This is a genomic window from Nocardioides sp. LHD-245 (assembly GCF_030929495.1).
GTDB lineage: Bacteria > Actinomycetota > Actinomycetes > Propionibacteriales > Nocardioidaceae > Nocardioides.
Genome location: NZ_JAVFWN010000009.1, coordinates 84,554 through 101,072 on the forward strand (window position 1 = coordinate 84,554; position 16,519 = coordinate 101,072).

Genomic DNA, 16,519 nt, shown 5'->3' on the forward strand with positions numbered 1-16,519 from the left:
CAGGTTACTGACTCGACGGGGTCAGTGCGTCGCGGTGACGTCTCCGCGGGACAGGCTCGGGTCGCCGAAGGTCTCGGCGGGGTCGAATCCGGTCGCCATGACCTTGTTGTCGGCGTCGACGAAGACCACGTGCGGCTGGTACTCCTTGGCCTCCTCGGTGCTCATCTGGCCGTAGCCGATGAGGATGACCAGGTCACCGGGGTGGACCAGCCGGGCGGCGGCACCGTTGATGCCGATCACGCCGCTGCCCCGCTCGCCGGCGATCGTGTACGTCTCCAGACGTGCGCCGTTGGTGATGTCGACGATGTGGACCAGCTCGCCGGCCAGCAGGTCGGCCGCCTCGAGCAGGTCCTCGTCGACCGTGACCGAGCCGACGTAGTGCAGGTCGGCCTGCGTGACCGTCGCGCGGTGGATCTTGCTCTTCATCATGGTGCGCAGCACAGGAGTCTCCCTCTGGTTCAGAACTGCAGGGGCATGTTGTCGATGAGCCGGGTGGTGCCGACCCGGGCCGCGACGAGGATCCGGCCCTCGGCGCCGGGCTCGGGGTAGTCGGGCAGCTCGCCGAGGCCGGTCGTGGTCAGGGCGAGGTAGTCGAGCTCGACGCCCGGCTCCGCCTTGATGACGCTCATCGCGGCCCATCTCGCCGCCGGGACGCCGTACGACGCCCGCTCCTGCGCGGCCCGCAGCGCCCGGCTCAGGGTGGCTGCCTGCTGCCGCTGCTCGGCGTCGAGGTAGCGGTTGCGGCTGGACCGGGCCAGGCCGTCGGGCTCGCGGTCGGTGGCGGCGCCGACGACGTCGATGCCGAGGCACAGGTCGGAGGCCATCCGGCGGATCAGCGCGAGCTGCTGGTAGTCCTTCTCCCCGAACACCGCCACGTCGGGACGGACCAGGCCGAACAGCTTGGCCACGACGGTGAGCACCCCGCGGAAGTGGCCGGGGCGGCTGGCGCCCTCGAGCAGGTCGGCGAGCGGGCCGGGCTGCACCGTCACCGCCTCGGAGGCGACCCCCTCGTGCGGGACGCCGTCGGGGTACATCTCGGCGACGACCGGCGCGAACAGCACGTCGACGCCTTCCGCCGCGGCCAGCGCGAGGTCGTCGTCGAAGGTGCGCGGGTAGCGGTCCAGGTCCTCGCCAGGGCCGAACTGCAGGGGGTTGACGAAGATGGAGATCACGACGGTGCCGTCGGCGCCCGCGCGCTCGCGGGCGATCCGCATCAAGGTGGCGTGGCCCTCGTGCAGGGCGCCCATCGTCGGGACGAGGACGACGGTGCCGCGGCCCGCGAGCAGGCCGCCGAGCTCGGCCCGGCTGCGTGCGACGGCAGGCGCGGTCAGGGTCCCCGTCGCGGGGTGGGTCATGCGGACTCCACCCGCGGGGTGGGCAGGACCCGGCGGTCGCCGTACGCGCTGAGGACGCTGGCGATGGCCTGGGCACGGATCGGCAGCAGCCGGCCGTCGGTGACCGCACGGTCGAGGGTGGCCCACGCCATCGCGACGTACGACGGCACGGTGTCGGGCGCGTTGGCGGAGATGTCCTTGAGGTGCGCCGCGACGGTCTGGACGTCGCCGCGGACGATCGGGCCGGTCAGCGCGGCGTCGCCGTGGGCGAGCGCGTTGTCGAGGGCCGCGTCGAGCAGCGGGCGCAGGGTGCCGGCCGGGTCGTCGACGCCGGCGGCGCTGAGCAGGCCCATCGCCTCGCTGACGAGGGTCACCAGGTGGTTGGCGCCGTGGGCGAGGCCCGCGTGGTAGAGCGTGCGCATCTCCTCGGGCACCCAGGTCGGGCGGCCGCCGAGGTCGGCGACGAGGGACTCGGCGAGCTCGCGCTCCCCCTGGCCGGCGGTGAGGCCGAAGACGCAGCCGTGGAGCCGCTCCAGGTCGACCGAGGTCCCCGTGAAGGTCATCGCCGGGTGCAGGGCGATCACCCGCGCGCCGACCGCGGCGGCCGGGGCCAGCACGGCGAGACCGTGGCGGCCGGAGGTGTGCGCGACGACCTGACCGGCGTGGAGGGCGCCGCTGTCGGCGAGCACCTTCACCACGTTGGGGAGCATGTCGTCGGGGACGGTGAGCAGCAGCAGGTCGGCCCCGCGCGCGACCTCGCTCGGCTTGCGCAGCGCGACGCCGGGCAGCAGCTCGGCGGCACGGCGACGCGAGGCGTCGGACTCGCCCGCGGCGGCGGCGATGGTGTGACCGGCGGCGCGGAGACCCGCGGCCAGCACGGCGCCGACCCGGCCGGCGCCGACCACACCCACACGGAAGACGTGGGACATCGTGAACCTTTCGTTCCCGTCCCGCCGACCACTCCCTCCGCCCGGGAGGGAGCCGGTGTGGGTACCGGACGTTGTGCTCAGTGTTGTCGTCCCGGGGTTCCGGGACACCTCAACGGTACGCCTGCCCGGGGAGCCCCGGAACGGGTCGGTCCGGTGGCCTGCATCACACGCGGCGAGCGCACCCTAGGCTCGGTGACATGTCGCCGCCGTCCACCCTGCCCGCCGGTGCCCGGCTGCTGCACGTGGGCCCGCACAAGACCGGAACCACGGCCCTCCAGAGCGCCTTCCACCAGGCCCGGGCGGACCTGGGCCGGCAGGGCGTCCGGTACGTCTCGCGGAGCCGGCACGACGCCAAGGCGGCGCGCCATGTCACCGGGCGGCCGGTCCCCGGTCGCGATCCGGCCCGGGCCGAGCAGGCGTGGCACGCGGTCGTCGGCGAGCTGACCGCGGCCGGCGATGAGCGCCGGGTCTTCAGCAGCGAGTTCCTCTCCGACGCGTCGGACGCCCAGATCGCCCGGATCGTCGAGGAGGTCGGTGCCGACGACCTCTGGATCGCGGTCACCCTCCGGCCCCTGGCGCGGATCCTGTCGTCGCAGTACCAGCAGAGCCTGCAGCGGCAGAGCGCCTACGGGTACGACGCCTGGCTGCGCGTGGTGCTCACCGACGTGACCGCGCCGGAGCCGCGGGAGTTCTGGACCCGCCACCGGCACGACGAGCTGGTCCGCCGCTGGGCGGAGCGGGTCGGGCCGGACCGGGTGGTGGTGGTCGTCCTGGACCCCAGCGACCACGACTTCCTGCCGCACACCTTCGAGCGGCTGCTCGGGCTGCGCCCGGAGACCCTGGCCGGTCAGGACGCGAAGGAGAACCGCTCGCTGACGGCGGACGAGGCGGAGCTGCTGCGTCGCTTCAACGCGGACTACACCGCTCTCGGCCTCGGCCCCGAGCACTACGTACGGCTGTTCCGCCACCTCAAGGACCATCTCAAGGCCCGCCGGCCCGCGGCCGACGAGGCGGCGCTGGTCACCCCCGACTGGGCGGTCCGCCAGGCCAACGACATCGGTCGCGAGATGGTGGAGCGCATCCGGGCTCTCGGCGTACCGGTCCACGGCGACCTCGACGCGATCGCGTCGACGCCGGTCGCGGACGTCGCCGCCACTCCGGAGCCGCCGGCGGCGGTGGATGCCGGGGTGGCGGCGTGGTTCGGGGCCGGGCTCGCGCTGGCGGCGGACCGGCTGGCCACGGCACCGCCGCGGGAGCCCGCCCCGGAGCCGGCCCGCAGGCGGCTCGGCCGCCGCTGGTGAGACCTGACCCGATGGCCGGTCAGCACGCTCTCAGGCGAAGGGATCGTCCTTGCGGACGTCGTAGACGTGGCCGGACTGGTCGGAGATGAGCACGTCGACCGACGTGTGCGCCACGGTCTGGGAGTCGAGCAGGGTGCCCGGGGGCTCCTCCCCGAACGCCTTGGTGCGCATCGGGGTGGCCGTGCGCTCGGGATTGATGCAGTTGACCCGGACCCCGGCGTCGGCCCACTCGTCCGCGAGCGCCTGGGTGAGGTTGACGGTGGCGGCCTTCGCCGACGAGTAGAGGCTGTAGCCGCCGCGCCCGCGGGTGTAGGAGCTCGACGTGAACAGCAGGAGCGAGCCGCCGCTGGCCGCGAGATGCGGGTAGAACTCCTGGGCGATGAAGATCGGGCCGAGGTAGTTGATCTCGGTCGCGGCGTAGACCGTCTCCTCCGTGGTCTCGACGAGCTCACCGCGGTGCAGCACCCCGGCGGTGTTGACGACGAAGTCGATGGTGCCGGTCTTCGCGATCGCCTCCTTCGCCGCGGCCGCGATGTCGGCGCGCTTGCCGACGTCGGTGCCGGTGCTCGACCGGCTGAAGCTGAGCACCGTGGCGCCGTAGGACTGGGCGAGCTCGGCGATGTCGGCGCCGATGCCGTAGCTGCCGCCGAACACGACCATCGTCCTGCCCTCGAGCGCGGCGCGGTAGCCGGCGTCGTCCCTCGCCCGGGGCAGGTCGATGCCGGTGAGCTGGAAGAGCTTGTCGGCGATGAAGACGTCGATCGGCTCGGTGACCTTCATGTTCCGGTCGTCGCCGTGCACCACGATGATGGGCTCGTCGGGAAGGTACTTGAGCACGACGCTGCAGTCGTCGGTCGCGGTGAAGTCCGGGTCCTCCGCCGCGATGTCGTAGGCGCGGGCCAGCACGTCGAGGCGGAAGGCCTGGGGCGTCTGGCCACGACGCAGGGAGGCGCGCGGCGGGATGCTGCGGATGGTGTCGTCGGCGTCGACCTCGATGATCGTGTCGGCCGACGGGATCGCGACGTCGACGGCCGGGTAGGAGTCGAGCGCGGTGAAGCACTCGCCGATGATCCGCGGGGTCACCAGCGGCCGGACGGCGTCGTGGAGCAGGATCCGGGTCTGCGCGGCGTCGCCCGTGGCGATCAGGTGGTCGATCGCGCGCCGGGTGGTGTCGTTGCGGGTCTCGCCGCCCTCGAGGATGGCCGTGACCTTGGGGTACCCGCCCTTGCGGGTGATGTCGCGGACCGCGTCGGTGTGGCCGGGCGTCATCATCACGACGACCTCGTCGACGTCGGCGTGCTCGTGCAGGGCGGCCAGGGTGTGCTCGAGGAGCGTCTTCCCGGCGACCTTGATGAGCTGCTTCGGGATGTCGAGCCCGACCCTGCTCCCGACACCGCCGGCGAGCAGGACGGCGACATTCCTCGTCATGGGCGCAGTCTCCCACGCAGGGGACTCAGCGGCCCACTCAGCGGCCCACTCAACGACCCCGTCGACGCAGGGCCCGCCGACGCAGCTCGCGCAGGAGGTCCCGGCCACTCACGGCCGCCAAGCCACCGGCGCCGGACTCAGCGCCGGACTCAGCGCCGGACTCGGGGTCGGGCGACGGGGCGGGGGCGGGAAGGGTCAGGCCGACCCGGAAGTAGGCGTCCATCATCCGGCCGGCGGACCCGACGTCGACGACCTCGGGCACCTCGACCTCGACCGGGTGGGTGGCGGGGTCGCTGAACAGGTGGCGGACGTCGCCCAGCACCCGGGCACCGGAGGACGCGAGGGCCTCGACCCAGTCGGCGACGTACTCGTCGGCTCGCTCGGCCGCCCAGCGCGGCACCCGGACCGTCTGGTGCCGCGGGGCGGCCTCGACCACGGGACGCAGCTTGATCCGGCGGGTGTCGCCGGCGGTCGCCATCCAGGCGTCGAGGTCGCCGCCGTGGCCGCGGTAGGCGGCGGCCAGGTGCCGCAGCATCTCGGCCTCGGGCAGCGGCAGGGACAGGTTGCGCGAGGGCGACGGCTCGAGCAGCTCGGGGACGCCGAGCAGGTCCTCGAAGGCGCGCAGCAGCCAGGTGTGGTCGGACGGGTCGAGGACGACGAAGACCAGGTTCTCCTCGCCGAACACCGCGCCCCAGTCCTGCAGGACCCGGCGCGGGTTGAGCCGGCGCAGCGCCTGGCCGGGTACGAACCCGGCGCCGACGCCGCCCAGTGGCTCCTCGGCGAATCGCGCGCGCAGCCAGTCGTCGAGGGGCAGCGGGTCCGCGCGCCGCAGGCCCTGCTGCCAGCGCGAGGCGAGCTGGGGGGCGAGGGCGCGGATCGTCGTCACGACGTACGCCGGGCCCAGCTCCTCGCGCAGCCCGCGGATCCGCTCCGGTGCGGCCAGCGACAGGGACTCGCTCGACCAGAAGGTGCGCCGGGCGGTGGACGTGCGGAACTCACCGGCGAGCTGCTGCCACCGCTCGTGCTCGGCCGCCCAGTAGGAGCGGACGTTGCCGGCGGCGGTGATCGCGACCTTCCGCTCGTGGGCGCGGCGCGAGACGTTGTGGGCGCCGTGCTCCTCGAGCCGCGCCCGGGCCGCCCACAGGGAGTGCTGGAGCGCGGTGGTGCCGGTCTTCGGCATCCCGATGTGGAGCAGCTTCGCGCCGTCCGGCAGCACGGGCCCACCCGAGGTCACGACGCGCCCCCGAGACGACGGCGCGCCCTGCGGCCGAGCTCGCGGGCCGCGCTCGCGCGGACGCCGTCGCGGGCCCGCTCGACATCCCACTCCTCGGCCACCGCACGGTGGCGCGACCAGACGGCACGCTCGACGGGACCGGCCAGGTCACGGTGCTCGGGCCGGGCGTGGACGCCGGTGAGCTTGCTGATGACGCCGACCGCCAGCGCGGCCGCGGCGCCGGGGTCGATCGCGGCCACCGGCGTGTTCTCGCCGTCGGCCGGAGCGAGCGCGCGATCGGAGAGCAGGCCCAGGTCGCCGACGACCCGGGCGCCCGAGGCGCCGATCCGCGCGGCCATGCCGGCGCCGACCTCGAGCGCACGGTCGATCGCCCAGCCGGGCGTGAGCAGTCGCTCGGCGGCCGGGTCGGCGGGTGCGGCCTGCAGCCCCCGCGCGGCGCCGAACCGGACGAACCGGCCGTGGTCGGCGCTCGACCAGGGGGGTCGGGAGGTCCGGTCGACGAGGGTCTGCATCAGGGTCGCCTCGGGATGGGTGAGCGACCGGTTGGTCTTGTCGACCGGCGGGCGGAGCAGTCCCGCGGGGAGGCCGAGGAGGCCCTCGAACGCGGCCGGCAGACCGCGGTGGTCACGGTCGTCGACGACGACGACGGTGACCCGGTCGCCACCCACCAGGCCGACCCAGCGCTCGACCAGGCGGTCGTGGCGGTGCCGCTGCCAGAACGACGGGGTCACGCCCTCGGCACCGGCCGGGCCGTCGGGAGCACCCACGGCGGCGGGATCGAGGATCGCGCGCAGCCAGTCGTCGTACGGCGGCACGGGGACGTTCTGGCCGTACTGCTGCCACTGCGAGCCGAGCAGCCGCACGATCGGGCGCACCGTGATCACCACGTGGGCCAGCGGGCCGAGGGTGTCGAGCACGGTACGCGCGCCCTCGTCGGTGGCCTCGCAGTAGACCTCGCTGCTGAGCACGCCGATCCGCGGTCGCTCGGCGTGCAGCTGCGCGACCAGGTCGAACCAGCGCTGCCGGAAGGCGCCGAGGTCCTTGCCGGGGTCGACCCGGCCGAGGGCGACCGCCATCGACGCGTTCATCTCGTGCGCCAGCTCGCCGGGGTAGGCGACGCCGTGCTCGGCGAGCGCGGGGCGCGCCTCCCACAGCGCGCCCTGCATGGCGGTCGTGCCGGTCTTGTAGGGACCGATGTGGACCAGGGTGGTGCCGTCGGGCAGGGGCGGGATCATCGCCGTCCTCCCAACTTCGCGAGGAGGGCGCGCGCCGGCAGCTCCCCCACGGGTACGACGACCGGCCGGTCCGGCGCGAGGTCGACCGGACGCTCGAGCACCGCGAGCATCACCTCGAGCGCCGCGTCGGCGGCCACGTCGATCGGCACCAGCCCGCGCTCGGCGGGCACCGGCCAGAGGAGGGCGTCGCGTGGTCCGCTGATCGTGACCCCGTCGGCCTCCAGCGCGGCGAGCGCGGATCGGGAGGCGTCGCGCAGCGCGCGGGCGTCCGCGGGGCCGACGTCGGGGTCGGTGTCGAGGGCCCGGCTGATGCAGGCGGTCGCGTCGGCGGCACTGTCGGTGGCCGTCTGCCAGGCCGGCGGCAACAGCACCTCGACCTGCGCGACCAGGGCGTCGGCGTACGCGCGGGCGGTGTCCTGGCCGCCGGGGACGCTCGGCGGGGGGACCGGGTCGGCATCGGTGTGCCGGGCCGCGGCGACGACGTCGAAGGGGGGCCAGCGGCGGCCGGCCGCGAGGGCCAGCAGCTGCTCGAAGCAGGTCACCTCGTCGAGGGAGACCGCCAGATGCACGGGCGCCGCGGCGGCGGCGTTGATCGCGCGGACCTGACCCACCCAGGCCGCGAGGGCGTCGGGCGTGGGCTCGGCCAGCAGCTCGGCCACGGACCCGACGACGAGCAGGGTCCGGTCATCGGGCAGCTCGGCGACGTCGACGACGGTCACGTCCGGCCGCTCGTCCTCGTCGCGGGTGACCCGGTCGTCCTCGAGGGAGGCCCACCAGGTCGGGACGGCGAAGGCGTTCATGCCGCCCGCGGCGTCAGGGACGTGCAGCAGGCTCATCGTCGGATCACCCGTCGGCGGGCCCGCCGCCCGAGCTCTCCCAGCAGCTGCCGGCCGCCGTACGTCGTCAGGTCGGGCTCCGCCGGTGTCGCCGCCGTCGTGGCGGCATGAGTGCGGGAGGCGTGCTCGAGCGCCGCGGTGAAGACGACGTCCATCAGCCGGCCGGCGCTCGCCACGTCGACGGCCGTCGGCACCGCGACCTCCTCGGCGTGGTCAGCGGGGTCGACGAGCAGGTCGGCGAGGTCGCCGACCACGGTCACCCCCGACGCCTCGACGACAGCGTTCCAGGCGGCGGCGTACTCGTTGGCGCGCTCGGCCACCCAGCGCGGGGCGCGGATCGGGTGCGGAGCGAGGGTGTTGGTGTAGTCGCGCAGCGGGATCCTGGCCAGGACGCCGATCGCCTCCATCCACGTGGCGTGATCGCCGTCGTGGTCGGTGTAGGCGCGGTTGAACTGCCGCAGCATCTCGGCCTCGGGATAGGGCAGTGACGCATTGCCCTCCGGCACCGCCTCCAGCACCTCGGGGACGCCCATCAGGCGCTCGAAGACGCGGAAGGTCCGCGCCCGGTCTCTCGCGTCGGGGACGACGAGGACGATCTTGTCCTCGCCGAAGACGGGCCCCCACTCCTCGACGATCCGGCGCAGGCTAAAGCGGTGCAGCATCGGGGCGAACCGGACGTAGTCGACGCTCACGTCGCCCTCGACCGACACCGCCTCGAACTGGCTGGTCGCCCACTCCTCCAGGGACTGCACGCCGCGCCGGCGCAGCCACTGCTGCCACTGGGACACCATGAGCGGGGCGAGGGGGCGCAGGGTGACGACGACATGCGTGTCGGCGCCGAGCTGGTCCGCGAGATAGGCGACCCGCTCGCCCTTCGCGTGGCTCAGCGACTCGCTCGACCAGAAGGTGCAGCGCGCGGCGGAGGTGCGGAACTCGCGCGCCAGCTCCTGCCAGCGCTGCTCCCAGCTGCCCTGCCAGAACTCGGCCAGGCCGTCGGCCGCGACCTGGCCGACCCGCATCTCGTGCCGGCCCTTGCCGACGTTGTGCGCGCCCAGCTCCTCGAGCCTCGGCCGGGCGCGGTCGAGCGCGCCCTGGAGGGCCGTCGTACCGGTCTTGGGGAGGCCGATGTGGATGAACCGCGAGCCGTCCGGCAGGGCGTCGGGCAGGGCCACAGAGCGCATCGCGCGGACAACTCCTTCGATCGGGCGGAAGGTCTGATCCTAGCCAGGCGGGGGCCGGCCCGGTTTCATCACGGTATGTAGCCGAACCGGCCCTTCTGTAGTTGGGCTCCGCTACAGAAGTGCTGCCCGGCCTACATACCGTGATGAACCGGCCTCCCCCCTCCGGAGCGAGCAGACGGAGCGGCGGCGCCCGCGATCAGGGGCCCTCGAAGAAGGCGGCCGCGACCCGCTCCGCGGCGTGGCCGTCCATGAAGCGGTTGAACCGCTGGTGGAAGGTCTCCATCGCGTCGGCGTACCTGCGCTGGAGACCGTCGAGGTCGCGGAGCAGGTCGACGACCTGGTCGGCGGTGTCGACGTGCGGACCGGGCGCGGTGGGCACGTAGTCGTAGAGGAAGCCGCGCACCCCGCCGACGTAGGTGTCGAGATCGGGGACCAGGAAGACCATCGGCCGCCGGGTCAGGGCGAAGTCGAAGCGCAGCGACGAGTAGTCGAGGACCGCGGCGTCGGCGGCGAGGATCAGGTCGTTGATCTCGGGGTACTCGGTGACGTCGAGGAACCGGGTCGCCCCGGCCCGGTCCGCACCGTCGCCGGCGGGGTTGTGGAACCGGTGGCCGCGCAGCAGCAGGACGTAGTCGGGTCCGAGGTCACGCGCGGCGGCGCCGATGTCGAGGTGGTGGACGGCGTCGGCCGCGCGCCAGTTGGTGGCCTGGTCGTCGCGCCAGGTGGGGGCGTAGAGGACGGCCTTCTGGTGCGGCGCGATGCCGAGCCGGCGCCGGGCGTCGGCCCGGGCGGCCTCGGCGCGTTCGCCGACGAGGCCGTCGTCGCGGGGGTAGCCCTCGCTGTGGATCGGGCCGTCGTAGGCGTACTCGCGGCGGTAGTACTGGTCCATGTCCGGCTCGGGGGTGAGGATCAGGTCCCACTGCCTCGACGTGCGATCCAGCTCGAGCTCGATGCGCCGCGGTGGGTAGTGCTTGGCGTCCCACATCCGGATGCCCATCGACTTCGACGGGTAGCCGTGGAAGGTCTGCAGCAGCCGCTGCCCCGCCCGCTTGCGGAACCAGCGCTCGGGGTCGATGTTCATGCACAGGCTGCCCGCCGCCGCCAGGACGCGGTACCACTCGCGGGTCGTCATCACGACCGGGACGCCGCCCTCGGGCACCCATGACGCGGCCGACGCCACGCCCCAGTAGAGCGTCAGGTCGGGACGGGTACGGCGCAGGTGCTGGTGCAGCGCGAGCTGGCTGTCGGTGGCGGAGGCGCCGACGTAGGACTGGAAGTAGACGGCGTCGGGCTCGAGCGGGATGTCGGCGTCGGCGTACCACTCCTGGAGCTGGGTCTGGCCGAAGGGGACGCGCTCCTCGACCGGCACCTGCGGGAGCAGCTCGATGCCGGCGACACGGCCCTCCTGCACGACGCGGGCGGAGTAGCCGGGCTGGTCGGAGCTGACCATGAAGTGGTGCAGCCGGTCGATGCCGCGCTCGCCGAGGAGGGCGCGGGTGGTGGTGCCGCCCTGGCTGACACCGAGCCAGAGCCAGGCGGGGGCGAGCGGGCGGGTGCCGAGACCCCAGCGGTCGGTGGTCAGCGGGACGCTCGCCCGGATCTCGCCGGGAGCCTCGCCGGCCCGCAGGTCGGCGGAGAGGACCTCGGTGCCGCCGACCTGGGTGAGCAGCACCAGGCGGGTGTCACCGGCGTCGGGCGCGGGGCGGCCGAGCCAGTGCCCGGTCACGTCGAGCCGGACGCCCTCGACGACGAGGTCGTCGACGACCAGGGTCCCGGCGGTCTCGTAGAGCTCGGTGTCGCCCGAGGCGGTGCGGGAGCCGACGACCTCGCCGCCGCCCACGCCGAGCCACTGGGGTGCGGCGGCGGGCCAGCCGAGGGCCAGCTCGCGGCCGTCGGCGGTGAGCGCGTGGACCTGCCAACGGCGCTGTCCGGTCCAGGCCGCGGGGAGCTGGAGACGGAACGTGAGGGCGCCGTCGGGCCCGGCCGTGGTCGTGGCGCGGACCTGCTGGGTGCCCTGGGTCGCGCGCAGGCCGGTGATCGGCGTGCCACCTCCGCCGGGCGGCTGGTCGAGGACGCCGGAGACGCTGCGGCCCTCGACGTCCAGCGTACGCAGCCGCGGGCCCCGGTCGGGGCGGATCCGCAGGCCGACGACGTCGGAGCGCGGGTTGAACGCGACCACGGAGCCGGCGACCGGGCGCGGCGCGAGGTGGTCGCGGCCGATGAAGCCGGCCGAGGCCTGCTCGTCGATGAGCGGCACGGCGCCCGAGCGGCGTACGCCGTCGACGTCGATGTCGATCTCGACGACCCAGGTGACGACACCGTCGGGGCTCGGGGAGCTGGCAGCGACCACGTCGGCGACCGGGACGACGGCGTCGAAGGCGCCCCAGGAGAAGTCCTGGTGGCGACGCAGCGCCTGGTTGGCGCGGGCGTCGCGGAACTGCCGGATCTCCAGCGGGATCCGCCGCCCGGATGCACGCTCGACGAGGGCGCAGTCGACCGCCGGACTCGCGGTCATGTGGACGAAGTCGACGGCCGCGAAGATCGTCAGTTCCAGCGTCCCGGCGTCCACCCAGCGGGCCTCGCGCAGCATCGCCCGGAACCGGGTCTCGTCGGCGGTCATCTCGAACAGCTCCGCCGGGATGCCGAGCTCGGCGTCGTCGTGGTGCGGCAGCAGCGCCCAGACCTTGCCGTCGCGGACCTCCGTGGGCCGGTTGCCGCGCGTGAAGAGACGGGCGCCGAGGAAGTCCTCCAGCGCCTTGCGGTGGTCGTGCCGGAGCAGCCAGAGCTTCACCCGCGCCTCGGCGTTGAGGCGGGCCCAGACGTGCTCGTCGGCGGCGTCGAGCAGCATCGCGACGTGGTCGCGCAGGGTCTGCCACTGGTGCTCGTCGGCCCGCTCGACGTCCGCGATGAGCGGCTGCACCGCGGTGTCGAGCACGCCCCACAGGAACCAGTCGCGAACCTCGGGGAGGCCGAGCGCCTCGACCCGGTGCCAGGTGTGGTCGTTGCGGTCGATCCAGGCCGCCAGTCCGCTGAGCACGTCGGGGACGGTGCCGACCTGGACGCCGTCGCGACGGTCGGTCGGGATGTAGGTGAAGTCGGCGAGCAGGTCGAAGGCGGGTGCCTTCTCCAACAGGCCGAGCGCCACGTCGGCGCCGTCGGGGAACTCGTCGGTGAAGCGCAGGCCGGCACTCGCCCAGAAGGAGCCCGCCACGAGCTTGTTGCCCAGGCCCAGGTCGGTGACGGCGACCGGGGTGGCGGCGAGGGTGGTGCCCCGGACGGGAGTGTGGTGCGCAGCGTCGTACGCCGAGTCGGGGATCCAGCCGGCGATGTCGGGCTCGCGCATCGCGCCCACGACCACGGGCGAGCCGGAGCGGTGGTGCGCCTCGACCAGCCGCTCGATGCCGGTGTGGACGAAGTCGTCGCCGGCGTTGGTCACGATGACGACCAGCTCGCCGGACGCGGCGGCCACCCCGGTGTTGCGGGCGGCGGCAAGGGAGTCCGCCACCCGGAGCCGGGTCTTGATCCGCCAGTCCGCGGCAGCGTGCTCGCGCACGGTCGCGGTGACCCGGTCGTGTCGCCCGAAGCGCACCACGAGGATCTCGAGATTGCGGTAGGTCTGGACCTTCAGCGAGTCCAGGCAGGTGCCGATCCGGGTGGTGTCGTCGTCGCTGACCGGGAGCACGACGGTGACCAGCGGGCCGGAGAACTCAGCCCGGAAGCGCCGGGTGGCCCGGCCGACGGGGCCGCGCAGCCTCCCGGGTCCTGCCTTGGCGATCCGGATCAGGCCCTGCTGGGCGCGGGCGCGGTCGAGTGCCACGGGCAGCAGCGTCCTTCCGGGTCGACGGGGCGGTCGCCCGATGCTACCCAGCGTGCCCGGGACGGGCGGGGTCAGGCGGGGCGGCGGGCCCGGGCGCGGGCCTGCGCCTCGAGGGCGTGGATCTGGGCGGTGAGGACGTCGAGCTCTGCCTCGAGCTCCGCGACCCGGACGACGGCCTGGCCGGCCCGGTCCTCGGCGTCGGCAAGGCTCTTGGTGAGCCGCTCGGCGTTGCGCTGGGCGTCCTCGGCCCGGTCGCCGGCCTCGGCCAGCTCACGCCGGGCGTCGGCCAGCTCGGCGGCGGCATCGCCGAGACGCTTCTCGAGGCGGGTGATGGTGGCGTCGCGCTTGGCGACCTTGCCGGTCATGTCGGCGGCGAACTCGACGTTCTCCGCGGTGCGGACCTCGGTCAGCTCGGCGTAGGCGCGCGCCTGGGCGGCGCGGTCGCGGGCGGCCTCCTGACGGGAGTCCAGGAGCTCGGCGTGGGTGATCTTGGTGGCGACAGCGCCCAGCAGGACGGCGGCGGCCGCGGAGATCGTGACCAGGACCCAGGAGCCGGTCACGGCCGTGCCAGCGACGGCGAGCGCCGCGAGCACGAGGAGCAGGACGGCGACCACGATGCGGGTCGACCGCTGACGACGACGGCTGCCGGACAGGACGGGGCCCGACATCACAGAGGAGGGCATGCTCAGCACGGTAGGCCTCCGGAAGGCTCCGACGCGGCAGACACGCTTGTCACACGCGTCCCAACCGTCACAGGGTGCGCATCGCACCCGGCACCTGGGTCGGGGGCGGGGTCGTTGCACGACCCATGTGCCGGGTGCGACGTCGCCAACCCACCGCTCACTGAGCGTCGTGGACCCGGCACGCCCGCTCGAGCAGCAGTCCCGCGACCACCGCGAGGAGGGCGCAGCCGGCGGCGACGAGTGAGCGCACCAAGCGCTCGTCGGCCAGCTCGGCCGGGTCGCCGATCCAGGAGAGCGCGTAGCCGACGTATCCGCCGGCGACGAGGGCTGCGACGAGGGCGCTGGCCCGGCCGAGCATCAGCCGGTTGACGGCCTGGTGCGCCTCGAGCCGCTCGCGGCGCACGTGCACGGCGCGGTGGGTCACCCAGGCGACGTAGCCCAGGATCGCCGCCAGCAGCAGGAGGGCGAGCGGCTGGGCCGCCGAGACCAGCGGGGGTACGACGCCGAGCCGGTCGCACAGCGGGTGGAGGGCCCAGCCCCCCACGAGTCCGATCGCCACCCACCCCAGCACGGTGGGCAGTCCCGTCGGCCGCAGGCCGTCCGGGGACGGACCCGTGGGCGGTTCGGGCTCCTCGGGCCTCGGGATCGGGTCCCGGCTCACGCGCGGATCACTCGGGGGTCACTCGGGTCACTCGGTGGCGAGCACCAGGTCGTCGCGGCGGGTGAGGCCGTCGGCGCCGATCGTGGCCAGCAGGTCGGCGACGGGACCGCGGTCGAGCAGGACGGCGTCCTGCTCGAGGTCGAGCCACGGCTGCAGCACGAACGCCCGCTCGTGGGCGCGCGGGTGCGGCAGCCGCAGTTCCTCGGTGTCGCTGCGGCGGTCGCCGACGACGATCAGGTCGACGTCGAGGGTGCGGGGGGCGTTCTTGACCTCGCCGCGCTCGCGGTCGAAGGCGTCCTCGATGGCCAGGGCGCGGTCGAGGAGCCGGTGCGCCGACAGGGTCGTGTCGGCCAGGACCACGGCGTTGAGGAAGTTGTGCGCGTCGGGTGGGCAGTCGACCGGGACGCTCTCGTAGACCGGGGACACGCCGGTGACCCAGACCTCCGGAGTGTCGGCGAGGGCGCCGAGCGCCCCCTGCAGGGTCGCGAAGCGCTCGCCCAGGTTGGAGCCGAGGGCGATCACCATCCGACGGATCGGTCGCATCTCTCCGGTCAGCGTGTCCGCATCGATGATGTTCGGATTGGGGGTCTCGGTCATGCTGGGCCCTCTGCCTTCCCGGTTCGGTCTCCCGCGCCCGCCGCGTCACGGCGCCGGGTGATGGTGAGCTGTACGTCGGCGAACGTCGCCTGGATCGGCGCATCCGGCTTGTGGACGGTCACACGCACCCATTCAACACGAGGGTCCAACAGGCAGGTGTCCGCGATCCGTTGCGCGAGGGTCTCGATCAGGTCGACCGGGTCCCTCGTCACGACGGCCACGACCTGGTCCACGAGGCTTCCGTAGTCCACGGTGTCGCGCAAATCGTCCGACGCCGCCGCGGGGGCGGTGTCGACGCCGAGCGTCAGGTCGATCTTGAAGACCTGACCGTCGCGCCGCTCGTGGTCGAAGACGCCGTGGTGGGCGAAGCACTCGATGCCGAGGATGCTCAGCTCGTCACTCATCGTCAGTCCCTCTCCGGGGCCACGACCCGATTCGCGCCCGGGCCCCACTGTGCCGCAACCGCGATCGCGTCGCGGTGGGCACGCACATCGTGGACCCGCAGGCACCACACCGGTGCCCCGCCCAGTCCCGCGGCGAGCAGGCCGCTCAGCGCGAGGCTGGCGGCATCCCGCTCCCCCACCGGCCGCGGCCGGCCGTCGGGGTCCTCGAGCAGACGCCCGAGGAAGGTCTTGCGACTTCCGCCGACCAGCAGCGGGTACCCGAGGTCCGCCAGCGCGTCGAGGCGGCGCAGCAGCTCCCAGTTGTGGTGCGGCAGCTTGGCGAACCCGAGCCCGGGATCGAGCACGATCTGGTCGTCGCCGACGCCCGCCGCCCGGATCGCGACGACCCGCTCGGCCAGCTCGGCACGCACGGCGGCGACGACACCGCCCTGCTCGTCGTACGCGGTGAACTCCTGCATCCGGTCGCTGTGCGCCCGCCAGTGCATCGCGATGTAGGTGGCCCCGGTCCGGGCGACCACGTCGAGGATGCCCGGGTCGGCCAGGCCGCCGGAGACGTCGTTGACGATCCGGGCGCCGGCGGCGACCGCCCGCGCCGCGACCTCGGCGCGCATCGTGTCGACGGAGACCGTCGCGCCGTCGGCGGCGAGCGCCTCGATGACGGGTACGACGCGGTCGAGCTCCTCCTCGAGCACGGGCCGGGTCGCCCCCGGGCGCGTGGACTCGCCGCCGACGTCGAGGATGTCGGCCCCCTGCGCCAGCAGCGCGCGAGCGTGCGCGATGGCACGCTCCGGGTCGTCGTACCGGCCGCCGTCGGAGAAGGAGTCGGGTGTGACATTGACGACCCCCATCATTAGCGGGGTCGACGGAGCTGTCATGGCG

General features: G+C 74.0%; 15 protein-coding genes. 1 reads left to right on the forward strand and 14 read right to left on the reverse strand.

What is annotated here, in order from left to right:
- Positions 1-21: 21 nt before the first annotated feature.
- From panD to RB608_RS14025, 3 genes are read right to left on the reverse strand one after another with little or no spacing between them, the layout of a single operon-like run.
- The gene (panD, locus tag RB608_RS14015) at positions 22-429 is read right to left on the reverse strand and encodes an aspartate 1-decarboxylase (protein ID WP_392391004.1); all 408 of its coding nucleotides are present in this window, start codon (positions 427-429) and stop codon (positions 22-24) included.
- 29 nt (positions 430-458) lie between these two features.
- Positions 459-1,355, reverse strand: coding sequence for a pantoate--beta-alanine ligase (panC, locus tag RB608_RS14020; protein WP_308088583.1), 897 nt, complete (start codon positions 1,353-1,355; stop codon positions 459-461).
- Positions 1,352-2,263, reverse strand: a complete 912-nt coding sequence (locus RB608_RS14025) for a DUF2520 domain-containing protein (RefSeq protein ID WP_308088584.1) — start codon at positions 2,261-2,263, stop codon at positions 1,352-1,354. Before RB608_RS14025 ends, panC begins: the two co-directional genes overlap by 4 nt.
- Before the next feature lie 197 nt (positions 2,264-2,460).
- Between RB608_RS14025 and RB608_RS14030 the strand changes: the two genes are divergently transcribed.
- A complete protein-coding gene (locus RB608_RS14030; protein ID WP_308088585.1) occupies positions 2,461-3,564 on the forward strand; it encodes a hypothetical protein in 1,104 nt (367 codons plus the stop codon).
- 30 nt (positions 3,565-3,594) lie between these two features.
- Here the strand turns inward: RB608_RS14030 and RB608_RS14035 are convergent, their stop codons facing one another.
- The 11 genes from RB608_RS14035 to folP form a co-directional block, all read right to left on the reverse strand.
- Entirely contained in the window at positions 3,595-4,992 is a 1,398-nt protein-coding gene (locus RB608_RS14035; RefSeq protein ID WP_308088586.1) for a bifunctional cytidylyltransferase/SDR family oxidoreductase, read from the reverse strand.
- Between the two features lie 49 nt (positions 4,993-5,041).
- Complete coding sequence (locus RB608_RS14040; RefSeq protein ID WP_308088587.1) at positions 5,042-6,226, reverse strand: hypothetical protein; 1,185 nt, start codon at positions 6,224-6,226, stop codon at positions 5,042-5,044.
- Positions 6,223-7,461, reverse strand: a complete 1,239-nt coding sequence (locus tag RB608_RS14045) for a hypothetical protein (protein WP_308088588.1) — start codon at positions 7,459-7,461, stop codon at positions 6,223-6,225. Before RB608_RS14045 ends, RB608_RS14040 begins: the two co-directional genes overlap by 4 nt.
- A complete protein-coding gene (locus RB608_RS14050) occupies positions 7,458-8,297 on the reverse strand; it encodes a hypothetical protein (RefSeq protein WP_308088589.1) in 840 nt (279 codons plus the stop codon). Before RB608_RS14050 ends, RB608_RS14045 begins: the two co-directional genes overlap by 4 nt.
- The gene (locus tag RB608_RS14055; RefSeq protein ID WP_308088590.1) at positions 8,294-9,478 is read right to left on the reverse strand and encodes a hypothetical protein; all 1,185 of its coding nucleotides are present in this window, start codon (positions 9,476-9,478) and stop codon (positions 8,294-8,296) included. Before RB608_RS14055 ends, RB608_RS14050 begins: the two co-directional genes overlap by 4 nt.
- Before the next feature lie 196 nt (positions 9,479-9,674).
- Complete coding sequence (locus tag RB608_RS14060) at positions 9,675-13,295, reverse strand: CDP-glycerol glycerophosphotransferase family protein (RefSeq protein WP_308088591.1); 3,621 nt, start codon at positions 13,293-13,295, stop codon at positions 9,675-9,677.
- Between the two features lie 71 nt (positions 13,296-13,366).
- On the reverse strand, positions 13,367-13,978 hold the full coding sequence (locus RB608_RS14065) for a hypothetical protein (RefSeq protein WP_308088592.1): 612 nt from the start codon (positions 13,976-13,978) through the stop codon (positions 13,367-13,369).
- Positions 13,979-14,135: 157 nt separating this feature from the next.
- Positions 14,136-14,639, reverse strand: coding sequence for a DUF3180 family protein (locus RB608_RS14070; RefSeq protein ID WP_308088593.1), 504 nt, complete (start codon positions 14,637-14,639; stop codon positions 14,136-14,138).
- Positions 14,640-14,666: 27 nt separating this feature from the next.
- On the reverse strand, positions 14,667-15,236 hold the full coding sequence (gene folK / locus RB608_RS14075; RefSeq protein WP_308088594.1) for a 2-amino-4-hydroxy-6-hydroxymethyldihydropteridine diphosphokinase: 570 nt from the start codon (positions 15,234-15,236) through the stop codon (positions 14,667-14,669).
- Positions 15,233-15,640, reverse strand: coding sequence for a dihydroneopterin aldolase (gene folB, locus RB608_RS14080; protein WP_308088595.1), 408 nt, complete (start codon positions 15,638-15,640; stop codon positions 15,233-15,235). The genes folK and folB overlap by 4 nt, the downstream gene beginning before the upstream one ends.
- Before the next feature lie 2 nt (positions 15,641-15,642).
- Entirely contained in the window at positions 15,643-16,515 is an 873-nt protein-coding gene (folP, locus tag RB608_RS14085; protein ID WP_308088596.1) for a dihydropteroate synthase, read from the reverse strand.
- Positions 16,516-16,519: the final 4 nt, after the last annotated feature.